The sequence below is a fragment of the Anaerorhabdus sp. genome (assembly GCF_036657415.1).
Taxonomy (GTDB): Bacteria; Bacillota_I; Bacilli_A; order Erysipelotrichales; family Erysipelotrichaceae; genus Anaerorhabdus.
Map to the genome: position 1 here is coordinate 30,530 of NZ_JAVXGL010000005.1, position 19,533 is coordinate 50,062.

The 19,533-nt window shown below is 32.4% G+C and carries 19 protein-coding genes; all 19 read right to left on the reverse strand.

Annotation, left to right across the window (positions count from 1 at the left end; translation table 11 throughout):
- Nucleotides 1-9: 9 nt before the first annotated feature.
- A complete protein-coding gene (locus RSB60_RS01520; protein ID WP_323380787.1) occupies nt 10-600 on the reverse strand; it encodes a hypothetical protein in 591 nt (196 codons plus the stop codon).
- Between the two features lie 308 nt (nt 601-908).
- The gene (locus RSB60_RS01525) at nt 909-1,673 is read right to left on the reverse strand and encodes an alpha/beta fold hydrolase (protein WP_332475915.1); all 765 of its coding nucleotides are present in this window, start codon (nt 1,671-1,673) and stop codon (nt 909-911) included.
- Nucleotides 1,674-1,816: 143 nt separating this feature from the next.
- Entirely contained in the window at nt 1,817-2,407 is a 591-nt protein-coding gene (locus RSB60_RS01530) for a hypothetical protein (RefSeq protein WP_323380789.1), read from the reverse strand.
- Nucleotides 2,408-2,526: 119 nt separating this feature from the next.
- On the reverse strand, nt 2,527-3,771 hold the full coding sequence (locus RSB60_RS01535; RefSeq protein ID WP_332475914.1) for an MFS transporter: 1,245 nt from the start codon (nt 3,769-3,771) through the stop codon (nt 2,527-2,529).
- 1 nt (nt 3,772) lies between these two features.
- Nucleotides 3,773-5,059: a DUF1254 domain-containing protein gene (locus RSB60_RS01540; protein WP_323380791.1), complete on the reverse strand. Its 1,287-nt coding sequence runs from the start codon at nt 5,057-5,059 to the stop codon at nt 3,773-3,775.
- A gap of 506 nt (nt 5,060-5,565) precedes the next feature.
- On the reverse strand, nt 5,566-7,008 hold the full coding sequence (locus RSB60_RS01545; protein ID WP_332614141.1) for a glycoside hydrolase family 1 protein: 1,443 nt from the start codon (nt 7,006-7,008) through the stop codon (nt 5,566-5,568).
- A gap of 11 nt (nt 7,009-7,019) precedes the next feature.
- Nucleotides 7,020-8,516: a glycoside hydrolase family 1 protein gene (locus tag RSB60_RS01550; RefSeq protein WP_332614143.1), complete on the reverse strand. Its 1,497-nt coding sequence runs from the start codon at nt 8,514-8,516 to the stop codon at nt 7,020-7,022.
- A gap of 60 nt (nt 8,517-8,576) precedes the next feature.
- Nucleotides 8,577-9,998 carry a PTS transporter subunit EIIC gene (locus RSB60_RS01555; protein WP_332614145.1) on the reverse strand — a complete coding sequence of 474 codons (1,422 nt, stop codon included), beginning with the start codon at nt 9,996-9,998 and terminating at the stop codon, nt 8,577-8,579.
- 54 nt (nt 9,999-10,052) lie between these two features.
- Nucleotides 10,053-11,549: a glycoside hydrolase family 1 protein gene (locus RSB60_RS01560; RefSeq protein WP_332614147.1), complete on the reverse strand. Its 1,497-nt coding sequence runs from the start codon at nt 11,547-11,549 to the stop codon at nt 10,053-10,055.
- A 13-nt stretch (nt 11,550-11,562) separates the two neighbouring features.
- Nucleotides 11,563-12,009, reverse strand: coding sequence for a PTS sugar transporter subunit IIA (locus RSB60_RS01565; RefSeq protein WP_332614150.1), 447 nt, complete (start codon nt 12,007-12,009; stop codon nt 11,563-11,565).
- A gap of 27 nt (nt 12,010-12,036) precedes the next feature.
- Complete coding sequence (locus tag RSB60_RS01570) at nt 12,037-12,870, reverse strand: PRD domain-containing protein (protein WP_332614152.1); 834 nt, start codon at nt 12,868-12,870, stop codon at nt 12,037-12,039.
- A gap of 364 nt (nt 12,871-13,234) precedes the next feature.
- The gene (locus tag RSB60_RS01575) at nt 13,235-14,056 is read right to left on the reverse strand and encodes a putative ABC transporter permease (RefSeq protein ID WP_332614154.1); all 822 of its coding nucleotides are present in this window, start codon (nt 14,054-14,056) and stop codon (nt 13,235-13,237) included.
- Nucleotides 14,057-14,300: 244 nt separating this feature from the next.
- On the reverse strand, nt 14,301-15,332 hold the full coding sequence (locus RSB60_RS01580; protein WP_323380793.1) for a 3-deoxy-7-phosphoheptulonate synthase: 1,032 nt from the start codon (nt 15,330-15,332) through the stop codon (nt 14,301-14,303).
- A gap of 210 nt (nt 15,333-15,542) precedes the next feature.
- Entirely contained in the window at nt 15,543-16,562 is a 1,020-nt protein-coding gene (locus tag RSB60_RS01585; protein ID WP_332614156.1) for a sugar kinase, read from the reverse strand.
- A 9-nt stretch (nt 16,563-16,571) separates the two neighbouring features.
- The gene (locus tag RSB60_RS01590; protein ID WP_332614158.1) at nt 16,572-17,525 is read right to left on the reverse strand and encodes a bifunctional 4-hydroxy-2-oxoglutarate aldolase/2-dehydro-3-deoxy-phosphogluconate aldolase; all 954 of its coding nucleotides are present in this window, start codon (nt 17,523-17,525) and stop codon (nt 16,572-16,574) included.
- A gap of 2 nt (nt 17,526-17,527) precedes the next feature.
- Entirely contained in the window at nt 17,528-18,100 is a 573-nt protein-coding gene (locus tag RSB60_RS01595; protein ID WP_323380796.1) for a hypothetical protein, read from the reverse strand.
- Nucleotides 18,100-18,411, reverse strand: a complete 312-nt coding sequence (locus RSB60_RS01600) for a PTS lactose/cellobiose transporter subunit IIA (RefSeq protein ID WP_332614160.1) — start codon at nt 18,409-18,411, stop codon at nt 18,100-18,102. Before RSB60_RS01600 ends, RSB60_RS01595 begins: the two co-directional genes overlap by 1 nt.
- Nucleotides 18,412-18,413: 2 nt before the next feature.
- The gene (locus RSB60_RS01605) at nt 18,414-18,812 is read right to left on the reverse strand and encodes a RidA family protein (RefSeq protein WP_332614162.1); all 399 of its coding nucleotides are present in this window, start codon (nt 18,810-18,812) and stop codon (nt 18,414-18,416) included.
- A partial coding sequence (locus RSB60_RS01610; RefSeq protein ID WP_332614164.1) for an aminotransferase class V-fold PLP-dependent enzyme occupies nt 18,809-19,533 on the reverse strand: 725 nt, incomplete at its 5' end. The genes RSB60_RS01605 and RSB60_RS01610, both read right to left, overlap by 4 nt.

Genomic DNA, 19,533 nt, shown 5'->3' on the forward strand with positions numbered 1-19,533 from the left:
TCTATCTCCTTATTTCTTATGTAAATCCCCAATACTATTTACGCATTCGTAATAGCTTTTCCTAGAAGGAATAAGAAAAGGTATTTTTGTCTTATAATCCTGATAGTCATCAAAACATTTTGGGAAGAAATACTTATCTTGCAATAGTACATAAATAATATTACAAACATTAAATACGAAGCATCCCTTTAATAATAATGAAGATCCCAATGCTAATGACATAAAAAGTGTAAATCCGAATAAAAATAACACTCCTGGATGTCTACATAAAGCATAAACTCCCACACGACATACATATTTAAAACTCTCATCAACATATGTATCTTTAAATGGTATTGCAAAAAATAGTGTGTAAACTAACAAAACTGCAAAAACTATTGCCAGAATAAGAAAAACAGCTTGTATAAACATCGAATAAACATGTTTATCCCCTATAATTGTCATTCCAATCCATGAAATACACACACAACTTGATCCTAGTAAAAAACAAGGTTGCAACCATTTCTGATGAAGATATGATTGATTCAAATCATAAACTAAATATAAACAAAATCCTATGCACCCTAATAAAATCATTTCATACCTAACTTTCTTTTTCATTATACATTATGTAAAAATGATTATGAAGATTATTTTTTGCTTTTTAACATGAAATACATAAAAACTTTTTAACTTAATTACGATTTCTATACTAAACCTATGTTTTGTTTATTCCTGCTAAATTTTTATCTTATTTTCTTCACTCTCCCATACACTATAACTCATTATTCAATAGGTATATATAACATATTTTATTTATTTCAATAAACTTTCTAAATTCTATAATTACTATAACTCATTTTAAAATTTCTTTCACTTTACATGCATAGCTTTATACAAAAAAAACATGGAATAATTCCATGTTTAAATCACTCATTAAAAAACCGAATACTCATTTCTACAAATTCATCTGGATTCGATAATAAAGCAGGATGTCCTCCCTGTTGAAACAAGTAAATTTTGCCATGACCAATCTTTTCAATCATCCTTGTGTAAGTATCTTGAAAGTAAGTTGGTGATACGAATGAGACAAATTCATCTTCCAAGCTACCTGTGAATAAAACTTTCGCCTTTAATTCATTTAAATCCCTATGAAAAAAGTTTTTAATAACCTGACTATGCTTGATAATTGCTTGTGTATCATTATCAACGACCTGTTGCCACTTGTTACCATGCATATATTCATAGAACATTTTCGCATTAATATCCTTCTTAGAATTTTCACGATCTTCCTTAATCGTTGAAGTAAATTCAGTAAGTGCACACTCACCTTCAAAACTATCTGCTATTATTTTAGATACTCTTTCACTTGCTTCGAGTGCCACATTAATCGCAACCAATGCTCCACCACTACTTCCTATTAAATAAACCTTGGAGTAATCTTTTTGTTTAAGAAATTCTATTACCTGTTTTGCTTCATAAAACCATAAATCTATTGGAAATTCATCTAGTCTATCTGATTGTCCATGACCAAGAAAATCAATTAAGATAACTTTGTAATTATTTTTATACTTCTCAACAATTAAGTTAAACATATTTGATGATGCAGTATTTCCGTGAAGTAATAGTAAAGGTGTACCTTCTCCAACTTCATTATAAAAAATATTTTTATTTTCAAATTTAAAATAGCTCATATAAGCCTCCTTCTTATTTTCATTTCCGCAAGGCCTACTTAACCTTGCACACTATTCAATTCTCATGTTTCCACCTCATAACTGATTTAAGTATATCTTATAATTACTACAGAAAAAAAGCATTAAATCGTAATTTAATGCTCCTATTCTTCTGTAGAACTAAACCTATAGTTACCCTCAGCATCTTTAATTAAATATACTTTATAACTAAAACCAGCTGCATTTGGAATAAGATATGTATCCAAACAAGGTTGCTCAATTTTATCCTTTAGGTAAACAAAACATGAAATTTTAAAATAATCCCCTGAATCAATATCTAGAGATGGGAAGCCCTCTCCCTCATAAACAGTTGTTAAATCTGACGTAAAATTTTGTTCATAAGCGCGAGTATCATCAATTGTTATATATTCATTCACTGTACTAAAACCACTTGAACTTGTTATCAATTTGTCATTACTTGCAAATATTGTAATTGAATGACCTATGATATCAGTAGCACGATCATAAAAGGTTATTTTCATATTTCCATTATCATTGTTTTTTTCTACATTGTATTCATAGCTCTGTTCTATTTTACCGTTTGGTGTTGGATATGGTCTGTCTTGCGGATTTGTATCTGGTGTAAATACAACTTCAGGAACCATGGATGCAGTTTCGCTTGGCGGAGTTTCCGTTTTTGTACTACATCCACTAATTAAGATTAGTGTAACTAGACAATAAATTAGTTTTTTCATCACATTCCTCTTTCAACGTTTTTATAACGTTATAATATCACGGTTTACAAACGTAGATAATTTATATTACCTTATAATTTCTTTATATAAGAAAATAGGACAATTTCTATGAATTGTCCTTAATTTATACTTTCTTTTAAAAGTTTTTTACTATTATTATTGCCCATAAGCAATAGAATACCTGCGATAATTAATGCAACAAATAAGAATATAAAGACATATGTGTAACTTCCAAATGTGTCATAAATATATCCATAAAGTGGCATTAATACAATTGATGCCAGTGGTGAACCAATCATTACTGTAGAGAATAGTTTTTCATAGTCTTTATTGCCAAAGAATTTTATTGTCAATAAAGGCGCAACGACACCAATCGAAGATGTTGCTAGTCCATGTAAGAAAGTTGCAATTACAAATAACACATAATTTCCATTACTAATGAAGAATAAAATAACTGCACAAAGCCCTACACCAAGTACACCAATACTTGTAGGAACAATTCCAACTCGATCGCTCAATACACCGATTAAAACAGACCCTATTGCTGAACCAATCATTGATATTGATAGCGCAGTACCAATAGTTGACATATCTAAGCCAATACCTAAACCAAAAGTTGCTATATGTTGTTGGAATGCTGCAAAACCAGTTAGTACTATCATGAAAATAAGTAAAGCTATAAATGCTAATGATTTTAACGCTTTAACCGTGCTGACTCCTTTAACCTCTTGTTTCGATGTTTGTAGTGCACTTTCATCATAGCCAAAAGGTTTTAGTCCTTTATCACTCGGTGTATTTTTAAGAAATAATAAACCAATAATAATCATTACAATTAATGCGAAAGCACCAAAACCAATATAAGTAAAACGCCAACCATTATTTGAAATCATATTTGTTAAGACGGGTTGAAAAACTGCACCTAATAAACTTGTAATCATCATCATTAGTCCCATAACAAGTCCAATGTTTTTCGCAAACCAGCGATTGACTAACACCGGTCCTAATAGATTCACAAGTAATACTGCACCCATAGCTAAAGGAACAGCAAGTATATACCACGCCCACACAGAGGACATGAATCCTAAAGCAATAAATGCAATTGTTTGAAGAAATACTCCTAATAAAACAATTTTTTTAACACTATATTTATTAAACAATGTTCCTGCAATTGGTAACCACACAAGTGTAGCAATCGACGACACACTTAGATATAGTGATAACTGACCAATACCAACGCCCAAATCTTTAGCAACTGGTGTCATAAAAACACCTGATGAAGCATTGATTGCAGGTCCTGCTACTCCTCTAATCAAGGAAGCGGCTATTAGAATAATCCAGGCATAATGAAACTTTTTAGATTTCATATTAAATACGCTCTACTGCGGGTGGTGTCCAAATTCCCTCAACTGCATCGCTGCTTGGTCCATATAAACGTAATGTCATATAAAACGGTTCACTCGGTGCTGGCAACCAATTTGCTTTTCCTTTTTCTGTTGTTGGTTTTTCATGTTGTATTGTTATTGTTAATCCACCATCATCATCCAAAATCATACCTTTTGTACGATCACCGAATGAATAACGATTAATCTCATTTTCAGTTAGCATTGCATCACTAAAACGATACATTGTTAGTGACCAAAATTGGCTTACTGGCGGTAATTTCCCTGGTTCAAAATGTAAAATATACTTATTAATACCATTTAAATATTCTCCATCACCACTTTGGAAAGTGCTTGGGTACAATGATTCTTCAGGAACATTCGCTAATGCTCCTTTAAACCATACAACTGAACGTTGTAAATAATTAGTTTTAAAAACACCAATATCTTTTCGAGCAATACGCCAATAATTCACATTTTCACCAAAAGTGAGACCTTTTTTATCAATAAGTGCTACTGTTTCATCTACCACTTTTTTAAGTTCTTCTGCTGGAATAGTTTTTAAAACTTTCAAATCTAAATTGCGACCTACTCCTAATATTTTCATTTCATCAAAAATTGGTTCATCTTGTTTTAACATAGGAGTAAGTGCTAATACTTGATTTAATGTTTCAAAAAATTCAAGTGGTGTTTCCATCTTGCATACTGGTAAATCTTCTCCTACTGTAATATTTTCTTTTCTTTGAATGTATTCATGGTAAGGTATTGCTAAAAATTGGCTTTGTAATTCTTTTACTTCATCTAAATCATTTTCCCCATTAATTAAAATACGAAGAAAAGCTAAAGCAATTGTTGTATTACAGTAGATTGGAATAAGTCCCTCTTTTAATTCACCTTTCCAAGTTGGTCCTACTATCGCAAAACGATGTTGTTCTGTTCCATAAAGTCTTTTTCCTAAATTCGCTGTTGTATCAGTAAATAAATCACACAACTGTATCGTAAAGTAACGTCCCTTTGTATCCGGTGTTTCTAAGATAACTGGTTCATTTCTCAAATCCAACCATGCACGAGAGTATGTTGTGTCATTGTTAGGTGCTGGTACAAAAGTTGTTTTTGGACTTGAAACAACTGCAATATGTAAATATTCATTCATCTTTGTAGTTTTAGTAGCTGGATCTAAGACTTGTTTGTATAATAAGTCATACATCCCCATAATTGGATATCCGTAAATGTACGTGTTTTGTATTGCTTTGGAATAATCATTCTTGTTCATCTGTGTTCCTCCTCTATTTGAACATAAAGATTTGGGTAAGATATGTTCTATACCTCATATCTTAATTTAATAGCGAAACAAAACTTAAAGCAATAAATGTGATTATGAAATGAGTTCTACATATTTTTTCACAATTATACACGTTTTATTATAATAAATTATTAGAAATCAAATTGTTTTTCCATCTAATAAAGCAGAAGTTGATGAAGCCATATTAATGTTTGATTTTTGTACATACATTGCTTCAGCAGCGATAGAACAATATGCTTCAAACGATAAAGTTATGTTGATAAAAGTGAAGAATCATTAGTACTTTGGCAATGTGATAGATTTATATGATACTTCTCTTGGAAATCTTGTGAAATCCGCCTATGAATATCGGGATCTTGCTTTCTGTGTTATCGAGAACAATTACCAAACTGTGCAATAATAGTTCCACATTAGAAAACGTAATTTATAAATTTGAAAGAATCATAGAAAAAGTGCTAAAAATGTAGCACTTTTCTTTATTCTAAATTTCTTCCATTGGTTGTAATAACATTTTTGTACCAATAAAAGCTTTCTTTTTTATAACGTTTACATTCTTTAACATCATCATCTGTACGATCAACATAAATGAAACCATAGCGCTTTGCAATTCCATTACTTGTCGATAATAAATCAAATGCTGACCATGGATTATATGCAATCACTTTAGCACCATTTGCAATCGCTGCTTTCATTGCTTTGATATGCTCTCTAATATATTCAATACGATATGGATCGCGAATAGTTCCATCACTTTCTAACTTATCATAAGCTCCAAAACCATTTTCACAAATCATTGTTGGAATATGATAACGATCATGAATATCTTCTAACACATATTGTAACCCCATAGGATCAACAGGCATCGAGAAATCTGTAGCTCCAATAGTTTCGTTCAAACACCCTTCAAATAAGTCAGGTTGAATTTCATAGGTTACATTACCACCCTTACCAATCTTATTATTTTGTTTTGATCTTCTTGCTGCTCCTGGTGTTGGTGCTTTAACACATTGGCTTTGATAATAATTAATACCAAGAAAGTCAAAACATCTTGAACCTTGCTTAATTACTTCCATATCACCTTCTTCAATTTCAAACATTAACCCTTGGCGTTCTAAATACTTAATCACTGAAGGAGTATATACTCCTTTTATGTAAGCATCCATGTAAAAGTCATTTTTAAATGCATTCGCATTCTTTGCTGCCATAATATCTTTTGGATCACAAGAATGTGGATAATATGGAGCCATATCTAATGCCGCTCCACATAATCCTTCTGGAACCAATTCATGGATTGTAATTGCCGCTTTTGCATGTGCCAAATTCATATAATGATTTGCTTGATAGCGAAACTTAGGATTATATTGTTGTTCTTTAGTGATTTTGTTTTTCCTATCAATATAATTAACTACAATACTTTGTTCATTGATAGTTAGCCAATACTTCACTTTTGAACCATATTCTTTGCAAATAAAGCGTGCAAAATATTCAAATTCTTCAATAATAGCACGAGTTCCCCAACCACCTCTTTCAACTGTAGCCATCGGTAAATCATAGTGCCACATTGTTACTACTGGTTCAATATTATGTGATTTTAATTCATCAATTAAATTATGATAGAATTCAACGCCTTTAGGATTAGGACTCCCTATACCATCTGGTAAAACACGTGCCCAGTTTATTGAAAATCGATAAGAAGTAAAGCCCATTTCTGCCATTAACGCTACATCTTCTTTATAATGATGGTAATGATCTGTTGTGACTGAACAATCTGCATACCCATATTCATTATGAATTTCACGATTGATTACGTCTTGTTGATTTTCTTTTTTTCCATCTTCTAATGCAGCTCCTTCACATTGATATGCACTTGTTGATGCTCCCCACATGAACCCTTCTGGAAAACTAGTTATAATGTCCATTTTTTCTTCTCCTATAATCCGTTATTTTCAATAATCTCTTTATAGCGATAATAACTTTGTTTGATTGAACGATGTAAATCACCAGTACCGTCATTGTGTCGATCAACATAGACAAATCCATATCGTTTTCTCATTTCTCCAGTGCCCGAAGATACCAAATCAATTGGTCCCCACCATAGATATCCCATTACATTGCAGCCATCTTGAATTGCTAAGAATACCTGCTTTAAATGTTCTTCTAAAAATCGAATACGTTCAGGATCATTAATTGGTTGACCTGGGACTTCAGTTTCAGCAAGACCTAATCCATTTTCCATAATAAATAAAGGTTTATGGTAACGATCAGTATATTCTTCCAAAACATATCGAATACCTAATGGATCTAATGGAAAGCTCCATGGTTCAGGGCTAAAATCATTGATATACGGATTCTTGACTTTTCGACTACCTTTCATTAATGTACCTTCGAAAAATTCCGCTCCATCCGCTACATTACAAACATTCGAATAATAATAACTAAATCCAATAAAATCCACTGTATGAGTGCGAATAATTTCAAGGTCTCTCTCATGCATAACTGGTGTAATTTTTTCAACTTCCCATTTTTTCCATAAATATTCAGGGTACACTCCTGCAGCCATAATGTCAGTAAATAAAAATGTATTTCTACGTGCATCTAAAGTTGCAAGGACATCGCGAGGATCACAAGAAGCAGGATAGGTTGCTAGGTGAGAGCCTGCAATCATACATCCAATTTTTCCATTTGGAATTAGCTCGTGGAAAAGTTTTACACATTTAGCATTTGCAACCATTGCATGATGAAGTGCTTGATGCAATTCCTTTTGTGTATAATTAGCAGAAAAATCTTTAGATTCTGGATCATAATGACTAGGTATCACACCCCCTGCAGCAAAAGGCATACGAAAGATATTGTTAATTTCATTAAAGGTTAACCAGTGTTTGACTTTTGACCCATATCTTCTAAAAATAACATCACAATAGTTCATAAAAAATTGAATCATTTTGCGATTGGACCAACCATTATATTCCATCATCAAATGCAAAGGTGTATCAAAATGGGTAATTGTAACAATCGGTTGCATTTTTAAAGAAAGCATCGTATCAAATAAATCATCATAATATTTAAGCCCTGCTTCATTTGGCACAATTTCATCACCATTTGGAAAAATTCGTGCCCATGAAATTGAAGTGCGGAAACAATTAAATCCCATTCCTGCCATTAATTTTAAATCTTCTTTATAGCGATGATAAAAATCAATTGCTTCATGTGCTAAATATTCTTTATCTTTGTGTAGTGCTATTTCGAATTTCTTTTTTTCATCATTATATTTTACACCGGGTGTATGACCATCTGTAATAATGCCCACCATAACATCTGTTGCTTGGGGTTTCTTTCCATCTTCTAGCCAAGCACCTTCACTTTGATTTGCAGCAATTGCTCCACCCCATAAAAATCCTTCTGGAAACTTATATTTTATTTCTGTCATAAATTCTCTCTTTCCTTGAAATGCGGTACAGTATTTAATTTAGATACTGTACCAACATTTTTATTTATTTAGTTCATCTAAAACAGCTTGATTCTTAACTTCTTTATTGGTATCTTCTGTCTTCACAAAATATACCAATACAAATGTAACCACGAAGGCAATAACAAGTGTCGCAACCGCAAGCCAGATATTGTTTGAATTTGCTCCCATATATGTTGGTAATGTAATGATTGAAGGCGCGGCTGTTGCATAACGAACCAACCCTGTTAATCCAGCAAATAATCCAGCTACTCCTCCTCCAATCATGACACAAGGTAATACATTTTTATACCGAAGTGTAATACCGTAAATGGCTGGTTCAGTAATTCCTCCTAGTAATGCTGTAAAGCTTGTCGAGAATGCTTGTTGCTTTATTTTCTTATCTTTTGACTTTAATGCAATCGCTAATGATGCAGCACCTTCTGAAATATTATGAGCGAGCATGCCTGGTCCAGCAACTGTTTCATAGCCAACTGCTGATAACTGAGCGTAAATTAATGGAATTGTGCAGTTGTTTAATCCAAACAAAACCATTAATGGTGCAATCGTTCCAATGAAAGTTGGTAGCAACCATGGAATAGTAACTTGAATCCATGATAATAATGCTGCAAGTCCATCTCCTAATACTGCACCAATTGGACCAAGCAAGCATAATGAAAGTGGCAACATAACAACCATGACGATAAGTGGTCTAAAGACATACTTGATTACATCTGGTAAAAATCTTGTCGCAAGTTTTTCTACATAGCTAGCAATCCAAATAATTAAAATAATTGGAATTACTGTTGCTTTATAATTGACTAAACGTACACCTAAACCAAAAATATCAAGAGCTTGTGTTCCATCAGCAACAAGAGTTGTAAAAGTTGGATGTAATAAAATTGCACCTAACATCATCGCTAAACCCTGTGACATACCAAACACTTTTGCTGAACTCGCTGCAAGTAGAATTGGTAAGAAATAAAATACAGAATCTGCAGCAAATGTAATAATTGTAAACACACCTGATGCTGTATCAACTAGACCAAAACTTGTTAAAATTGTAAGCAACGCTTTGATCATTCCAGAAGCAATTAATGCAGGCAAAATAGGAATAAAGATACCTGAAATAATCGCAAGTGCTTTCACAACAATGCTTTGCTTATTCGTTCCTTTTTTATCTTCTGGCTCATCATCTACCTGCCCACCAGCTACACCTTCACCAATTTCACTCACGACAGCTTGATAGCTTTCGTTCACACTTGGACCAATGACAAATTGCAATTGTCCTGCAGATTCAATCATTTTCATAACGCCTGGTACATTTTGAACTTTTACTTCGTCGACTTTTAATCGATCTTTGACTTCGATTCGAAGTCGTGTTGCACAATGTGTAACATTACGAACATTGCTTGATCCCCCTACTGCCTCTAATGCTTTAAGTCCTGTTTCACGATAATCCATTGTTTTTCCCTCCTTAGTATTTCGTGTATGATTTTACTTATTTTTTCACAATTCTTATAAACCATTATTTTCAATAATTTCTTTGTAACGATAATAACTTTGTTTGATAGAACGATGCATATCTCCTGTACCATCATTGTGTTTATCGACATAAATAAAACCGTATCGTTTATCCATTTCACCAGAGCCAGAAGACATAATGTCAATCGGTCCCCACCAACAATAACCAAAGACACGTGCTCCATCTTCAATTGCCAATTGTAATTGTTTTAAATGTTCTTCCAAATACTTTACGCGTTCTGGATCTTGTATTGGTCCATCTTTATCATTTTCATAAAGACCAATTCCATTTTCTGCAATAAATAATGGTAAATGATAGCGATCAGAGTATTCTTGCACCAGAATTCTAAATCCTTTGGGATCTTTACGGAAACGCCAAGGATCAGGACTAAATTCATTACAGAATTCATTAACCGTTTTCTTGCCTCCAGAAACTAGTGCACCCCCATCATACATGTGACCTTCTTCATAGGTACAAACATTTGAGAAGTAATAACTAAATCCCAAATAATCTACTGTGTTGTCACGAATTGTTTCCAATTCCCCTTCAAATATCTCTGGATATGTATCATGTTTTTCCCAAAGTTTTGTTAACCAATATGGATAATATCCTTCGCACATGATATCCGTAAATAAGTAAGTTTCTCGTTTTGCATCAATGGTTGCCAATACATCGTCAGGGTTGCATGAAGCTGGATAGACAGCCGCATGTGAACCTGCCATCATGCATCCAATCATTCCATTCGGTACTAACTTATGAAATAGTTTTACACTCAATGCATTGGCTAGCATCGTATTGTGTAGTGCTTGATTCATTTCTAGTTCTGTATAGTTTTCATCGAAATATTTTTTGTTCACATCGGTATTACTTGGAAGAACACCTGCTGCTGCAAAAGGTCTACGATATAAATTATTTATTTCATTAAATGTTAACCAGTATTTTACTTTTCCACCATATCGTCTAAAAATGGTGTCACAATAATTTAAATAGAAATCAATGCACTTACGGTTTGACCAACCATTATAATTAATCATCAAATCTAATGGATTATCAAAATGAGTAATTGTAATAATTGGTTCCATTCCATAGGAACGAATGGTATCAATCACATCATCATAATGCTTTAAAGCAACTTCATTTGGTACTAGTGCATCTCCTTTAGGAAAGACCCTTGCCCATGAAATTGATGTTCTAAAACATGTAAATCCCATACCTGCAATCAAGCGAATATCTTCTTTATAACGGTGATAGAAATCAATGCCTTCGTTAGCTAAATAAACTTTGTTTGGATCTTGTGCCATTTCATACTTACCAGTTGTTTTATTAAACTTAATTCCTGGAGTGTGTCCATCGTTTTCAATACCAACCATAACATCAGTTACTTGTGGTGTTTTCCCATCCTCTAACCAAGCACCTTCACTCTGATTGGCAGCGATAGCACCACCCCATAAAAATCCTTCTGGAAATTTGTATTGCAATTCTTTTGACATATTTTTCCTCCTCCTATGCCTCTATTACTTCAAGTACAGGCTCATCTTTTGTTATAGATCCTTCTGACTTAAGTATTTTTACTTTTCGATTGGTTACAATTGTCATAATTGATGCACATAAATTTTTTTCTTCAATCATTTTGAAATCTGAACTCATTAACAATTCCCCTTCTTTTACTTTGTCATTTACGTGTACATATGTATCAAAGGGTTTTCCATGCAAATTCACAGTATCCACACCAATGTGTATCAATACCTCTGTTCCATCATTTGCGGTAATTCCTATTGCATGTTTTGTTTCAAAAATCATCGTTACGGTTCCATCTACTGGACTATAAATCCAGTTTTCTTCTGGTTTGATTGCCATGCCATCACCCATAACTTTCATAGAAAACATTTCATCTGGTATGGATTCCAAACGTTGTGCGATTCCCTTCGCCACACTATAAATAATCATCATCCTCACCTCTTTGTCTATTTACTGATTCTATCGATGAAATATTTGTACTAAATGAATAATCAAATATAATTTTTCGTCATTCGACAAATCCCAATTTAAATTTGCTTTGACATAGCTGACTATCTTTTCCACCGCTTGCCAAATCACAGGATACAAAACAACCATGGATTGCAACATAATATTATTTCTCTTATGAACTCCTTGCATGCGATTTCCTTGATTTTCCAGCATGAATCTTAGATGCATAATAAATCGATTGTAATAATAATCTTCGTCTGAAACATCTAAAGGTAATTCACTCTTCACAATGGCACATATATCACCAATACAATCGGTAATTTTATAAGTCTCATTCATTGATCTAGATTTCTCAGCATTTACAATATGTAAGGTAATGAAATTCGCTTCATCATCAGGTAATTCATACGTCAAACGCTGATTCAATTCTGCGATTGCATTCTTTGCTAATACAAATTCATCGGAGTAAATTCTTTTCAAATCCCAAAGAATCGAATTATCAAATTTAATACCTTCATTCATACGATCAATTAGATTGTTGATATGATCTACAATAGTTACATATATTGAATCCGCTAGTTCAACTTTTGAATGTTTTTTAATATCGGAGATGACATCTATGCAAGCATCAACCACATTCTTATCTAAACTCATCACGATGGAGTCAAATTGTCTTATTAATTGCTGATTTTCTAAAACAAATTTTTTTTCAATCTTGCTTTCATCAACGAAATCACCCGGCTTCTTATTAAACCCAATAGACAATCCTTTTAACATTACTTCTTGTCCATCACCGTTATAAATAGAGACCATGTTGTTATTTATGACTTTATAAATTTTCATTTAATATCCTCCTAGAAATCACAAAAAAACAAGATCCAACTCACACAAACTCCTAGTGTTGAGTTCAGATCTTGCTTAACTTAATAATCACATCACTGACTTATGAGTACATGATACCACATCTTTTTTTGAATGCAAGCCCTTTCACAAAAAAAATTATTTTTATGATTTTTTTGTATTTATCATCCTCACTTGAGATTAATCTAAATTACAATGATGCATACGAATTCTTAATTTCAAAAAATAAGTTGTTAAAAAACGTCTAGATAATAATAATCTAGACGTTTTTATAAATACATATTTAACATCAAAAATTTTCACTGCGTCATTCTTGTGATGTTAATTATAATTTAATACTTTATAATCATTTATTATCATTGCGAAGTTTATTGAACTCATCTTTTAACTGTACAAGAATCGATTCATGTTTAGTTAAATGAAGTTTTGGTAATGAGCCAAAAAAACGATGACTTCCTAAAAATCTCTTCTCTAATATATGTTTTTTCAAGAAAGCATTTTGCTTCTCTAACAATTCAAGTTTAGCTTGTAATTCTGCTCTTGTTTCTTCAACTTTATTATCCGCTATTTTAGTGACATCGCTTAATTCATGACTCAATGAATCACTTAATTTTCTAATCCCTAGCCCAATTCTTTCTAACTCACGAACATCTCGTTGAAATCCAATCAATGTAGCAAGTGTAGCAATAAAATCTAAGATTAAGATTACACTGAACAAAACAACAAAGAAGATTGCTACTGTAAATGGTAAAGCATCAATGAATCGTTGAATAATCGGATGGATAATTTCAACTATAATGACTCCCGCAATACCCCACATTATACTGAATTCAAGACAAATATAACCACCAAGATTAAAAGGACGATTAGAATAATCCCACCATGTTAAATGAAATAAATTCTTCAATACCCATCCTGTAATGAATTCTAATCCGCTAGTTAATATAACAGATCCTACAAATAAAAGAACTATATTCTTTTTTAAAGGATCTAAAACAAGAAGAATAAGCAACATACCAAACCCATAAATAGGACAAACTGGGCCATTTAAAAAACCTCTATTAACCCATTTCCCAGTTATCATAGTATGAAACATTACTTCTGCACACCATCCTAAAAATGCATAGATGAAAAAATAACAAAAAATTTGAATAATAAATGTTTCCAATATAAACACCCCTTTAGCTTACTAAGAATTATTATACGCTCATGCTACAACCAATCATACTATTTCATTCTTGAATTTTATTGTTAACGCCAAGAGTTGATAAAATACTATTAAAGACTTACTACGTTAAATTATATTTAGCCCCACTTCTTTAATAAATATTAAAAAAGCCTATTAATAATTGGTTAACTTATTAATAGACTATAGTTTAAAATACTATTCTTCTTTTATTTAAGACTGTAGATTATACGTTTTCAGCAATATAATAAATTAATTCTTCACTTTCTTCCCATCCTAAGCAAGGATCTGTGATAGATTTCCCAAATTCCATATTATCTGAAATTTCTTGACATCCAGCTAATAAATAACTTTCAATGAGAAGACCTTTAATAACTTTTTTAAGTTTTGGATTATATTTTCTACTATATAAAATTTCTTTTGCAATACGTGTTTGTTCAAAATATCTTTTTCTCGAATTTGAATGATTTGTATCGACAATAAGTGCAGGATTCTCTAATCCACGTTTTTCATAGAAATCTAATGCAAGCTCTAAATCTTCATAGTGATAATTTGGCATATTTTCACCATGTCTATTTACATATCCTCTCAAAATAGCATGTGCGTAAGGATTACCAGTAGACTCTACTTCATTTGAACGATAGATAAAATTATGCCCTGATTGCGCAGCTTTGATTGCATTAAACATTACCGATAAATCTCCACTTGTTGGATTCTTCATTCCAACTGGAAGATTAAGACAACTTGATGTTAATCGGTGTTGTTGATTTTCAACACTGCGTGCTCCTACCGCATGGTAACTGATTAAGTCTTCCATATAAGCAAGATTATCTGGATATAACATTTCATCCGCAGCAGTAAGCCCTGAAATTTCAAGTGCTCGAATATGCATTTTTCGTATCGCAAGAATACCATCAGAAATATTTGGCTCTTTATCTGGTGAAGGTTGATGTAGCATACCCTTGTAGCCTTCTCCCGTAGTTCTTGGTTTATTTGTATAAATACGTGGAATAATGATTAATTTGTCTTTGACTTTTTCTTGTAGCTTCCCAAGTCTTGAAACATACTCACAAACCGCATCCTCATTATCTGCTGAACAAGGACCAATGATAACTAAAAATTTATCACTAGTTCCATTAAATACATTTCTAATTTCTTCATCGCGTTTTTCTTTTATTTTCTTTAAAGATTCAGGAAGAGGTAAAAGTTCAATAACTTCACTCGCCTCCATGATTTTTCTTATATTTTTATATCCCATATTTAGTAATCCTTTCAATATGATAGTAAGCTCTATAAAAAGCTTAATCTTTATATCTGTGTCTTTACACCTTCGATTATTATAACACCATATTCTATAAAATCTATTTATACTTAACATTAAATATCAATAAAAACATCTAAAAAAGTAACTCTAGCTAATAAAGTTACTTTTTCAATAGAATATATTTTTTCCTTTAACCTGAGACTTTTAACGTTGAACACGGCCAGAACTTTCTCCTTTGACAAGTGCTTCAACTTCATCAATAGTTATAAGATTAAAATCGCCTGGAATTGTATGTTTTAATGCGGATGCGGCAACTGCGAATTCTAGCGCTTCTCCCTGTGTTTCTTTTGTAAGCAGTCCATGAATTAAACCACCTGAAAAGCTATCACCCCCACCAACACGATCAATAATTGGATTAATTTCATAACGCTTTGATATATAAAATGAATCCCCATTATATATTAAGGCCTTCCATCCATTACATGTTGCACTTATTGATTCACGTAATGTTGATGCGATTACTTTAAATCCAAAAACATCTCTCATCTCTTTAAAGATTTCATAATAACCTTCAGCATTTGTTTCACCTTTTTCCACATTTGCTTTAGGCTTAAATCCTAAACATAGTTCAGCATCTTCTTCATTTCCAATGCATACATCAACATATTTCATAAGTGGTCTCATGGTCGATTGTGCTTTTTCTTTTGTCCATAATTTCTTACGAAAATTTAAATCAACCGATATGGTTGCACCTTGTTTCTTAGCTGCAATGCAAGCTTGTTCAAGAAGATTTGCAGCTTTATCACTAATTGCTGGTGTAATGCCTGACCAGTGAAACCATGATGCATCTTTCATTATTTCATCAAAATCGAAGTCATTTTCGTCTGCTTCAGCAATTGCTGAGTGTGCTCGGTCATAGATAACTTTACTTGGTCGCATACTTGCCCCAGTTTCAAGATAGTAAATTCCAACACGTTCACCACCACGTGCAATGTAATCCGTATGGACACCATAATTTCTTAGTGCATTAACTGCAGACTGCCCAATTTCATGCTTTGGTAACTTCGTAACAAAATAAGCATCATGATTGTAATTAGCAAGAGAAACTGCAACATTGGCTTCTCCTCCACCATAAACAACATCAAAATTATCACTTTGTACAAAACGCATATTTCCTGATGTTGAAAGTCTCAACATAATTTCTCCCATTGTTACAATTTTCATTATTTTCTCCTATTTCTTGAGTAAATGAATTTTAAATCCACTAACTTCTTCATTGAGATAAACAAATTTCTTCTTCATCTTTTCATCGTATTTTATCGATTCGAAATTAAATGAGAATTTTTGTTTACTTAAGTAATAAATAGCACGGTCAATATCTAAAGTTGATATTCCCAGATGTCCACATCTTCCAAAATTTTCATCATGCATAATCTCCACAAAATCCACAAAGGTTGATTTAGATGTTTCACGAATAGTTTCAGTATGTAAAAGTGATTTAAATTGATTCACAGAATTTACCAATTCTTCTTCGATTAAATTCACACCTAGATGAGCAAACTCAAAATTCAGCATATTTTTAATTGCAAGTTTGGTTTGGTTTGTAATTCTTTCCCATTCTTTATTTTGAATCATTTCTGTTGTACACATGAAAGTTCCACCACATGCAATTACTTTGTCAAATGATAAGTAATTCATTAAGTTTTGTTCATTAACTCCTCCAGTTGGCATAAATTGAAGCGATCCGTAAGGTGCTGACATTGCTTTAATTGCATCAATACCACCATTTGCCTCTGCTGGAAAAAATTTCACTATCTTTAATCCACATTCTATCGCTTGTTCTAAATCCGATGGAGATGAACAGCCTGGTATAATTTGAATTCCTTTATTTAAACAATATTCTACAATTTTTCTATTAAATCCTGGGCTTACAAGAACTTGTGCACCTGCTTCAACAGCTTGATTAACTTGTTCAATTGTTAAAATAGTCCCTGCAAGTATAATCATTTGAGGATACATTTTATGAATCTCTTTAATCGCTTCATAGGCAACGTTTGATCTAAATGTTACTTCAACAATATCCAATCCACCTGCGATTAATGCTGCTGCTAATGGATTGGCATCTTCTAAATTTTGAATTGTTACAACCGGTACAATTCCTCTTTTTCTTATTTCTATATCGAGCATAATTACAATACAAGTCCCCTCTCATCTGAATCGAGTATTAACATTTGATTCTTATTTTTTAATAAATACCAATGAATAAATGCAATGAGAAGAGGTAATACTGTGGATAATATTGTAAGAATTTGAATTAAAGTAGCTATTAAATAGAGAAGTAAAACAGTTCTTGCATTCTTTACACTATTTGCTTCTTTATTTCCAAAGACAAGTTTTATATTAACAATTAGTCCAATAAGTAAAAGAATAAATTGCGGTCCTTGCATAAATAGATAAGTTTTAAAATCGTTAAAATTTGTTTGATAAAATTCAAATGCTGTTCTCAAAATATACGCAAAGTTACTTATCATAATTGTAATTCCCAAAACATTTAAAATTAGCATGAGTAAGATAAATACCATTTTATTTCTAACTTTCTTCATTTTACTAATCTTTTCAACTGAACTAATTTTTTTACAAAACTTGTTGTATTTTCTAAATGTTGAAAATGTATACATTACCATGAGAACAGGTGCAAGTGGTAAAGCATAATATCCAATGGTCTCAACAGTTCTCCAAAGTTCATAAATCATAGAGCTCATTATGATTTTTTCTCTCTATATAAGTCAATAAATTCTTTTGCTAAGTCCTTCACCGTAATACTTGTCATAAGGTGATCTTGAGAATGAATAAGCAATATTCCAATTTCAAGTTTTTCTCCTCTTGCTTCTTTAACCAATAAATTAGTTTGTACTTGATGTGCCTCTAACAGAGCCTCATCACTTTTTGCAATTAATTCATCTGCTTGATCAATTTGTCCAGCCTTTGCAGCTTGTATTGCTTCCATTGCTAAACTCCTTGCATTCCCTGCGTGCATAATCAAACCCATTGTAATTTGCATCATATCTTCCATTGTTATTTCTCCTCTTTATTCTTTTTTGTTGCCCACATATCAATTTCAACTTTAAAACCATGTAAGAGTTTTACACCCACTGCTGTTCTTGCTGGATATGGAGTTGGCATTAATTCTTTGTATACTTCGTTAAATCTTTGCCATTCATCCAAATCATCCATATAAACATTAACTCTAAATACATCTTCAAAGCCAACACCTGCTTTTTTTAATTGTGTTAAACAATTTTCCATTGTTTTTATAGTATGTTCTTGAATTGTTTTTCCCACTAAATTACCATCTAAATCAAGCGGTGCTTGTCCCGAAATAACGACAATTTCATCAAAATCGCTGACAAGTAATACTGGTGAATAAGGTCCAGCAGTTTTATGCTGAATTGCATTTTCTGGTACTCGTTTCATTTAAGTTCCTCCTGTAATTCTAATAAACTAGCTTTAACTATTTTATATTCTTCAAGTGATAGCATCATTGGATTAATGTAAATATATCCATTATCTATCTTTGTATATATCGGATTTTCTTTAGAAAGCAAATAATCACGAACTAGTTCAACATTGATCTTACTCGACTGTATAATCATTTTTGCCCTAGGCATTGGTTGTCCTGCTTCATTCGGATATGAACTTTCAAAAGTAAAACAGTTGGATTTATCAAATTCTTGAATTAGATCATTAACTATCCAAGTTGCTTGATTTCCTTCTTCTTCCTCATCACTAAGTACATATTCTTTAACAGCATTATAAATACCCACTAGTTCTTCACGACTTATTTTATGCATTCTTCCGATATCATAGTTTGGAAAATTGTGACGACTGACCCAATCAAGCAAATCTTTTTTTCCAAGAATTACGCCTGTGGATTGCGGACCTTTCAAGTATTTTCCTCCACTGAAAACAACTGCATCTGCTCCAAGTTCTTTTGTGAAATGCCATAAATTACTTTTTGGAGGTAATTGAGCTGCCGCATCAACAATTACAGGAACATGATGTTTTTTTGATACTTGTATCGTTGTTTTTAAATCAAGCGCACCAGGTGCTACCCATCCACCCTCTGATGAAGGCAGGTAAAAAACTGCACATGTATTTTCAGTAAAAGCTTGTTCAAAAGTTTCTTCATCAACAA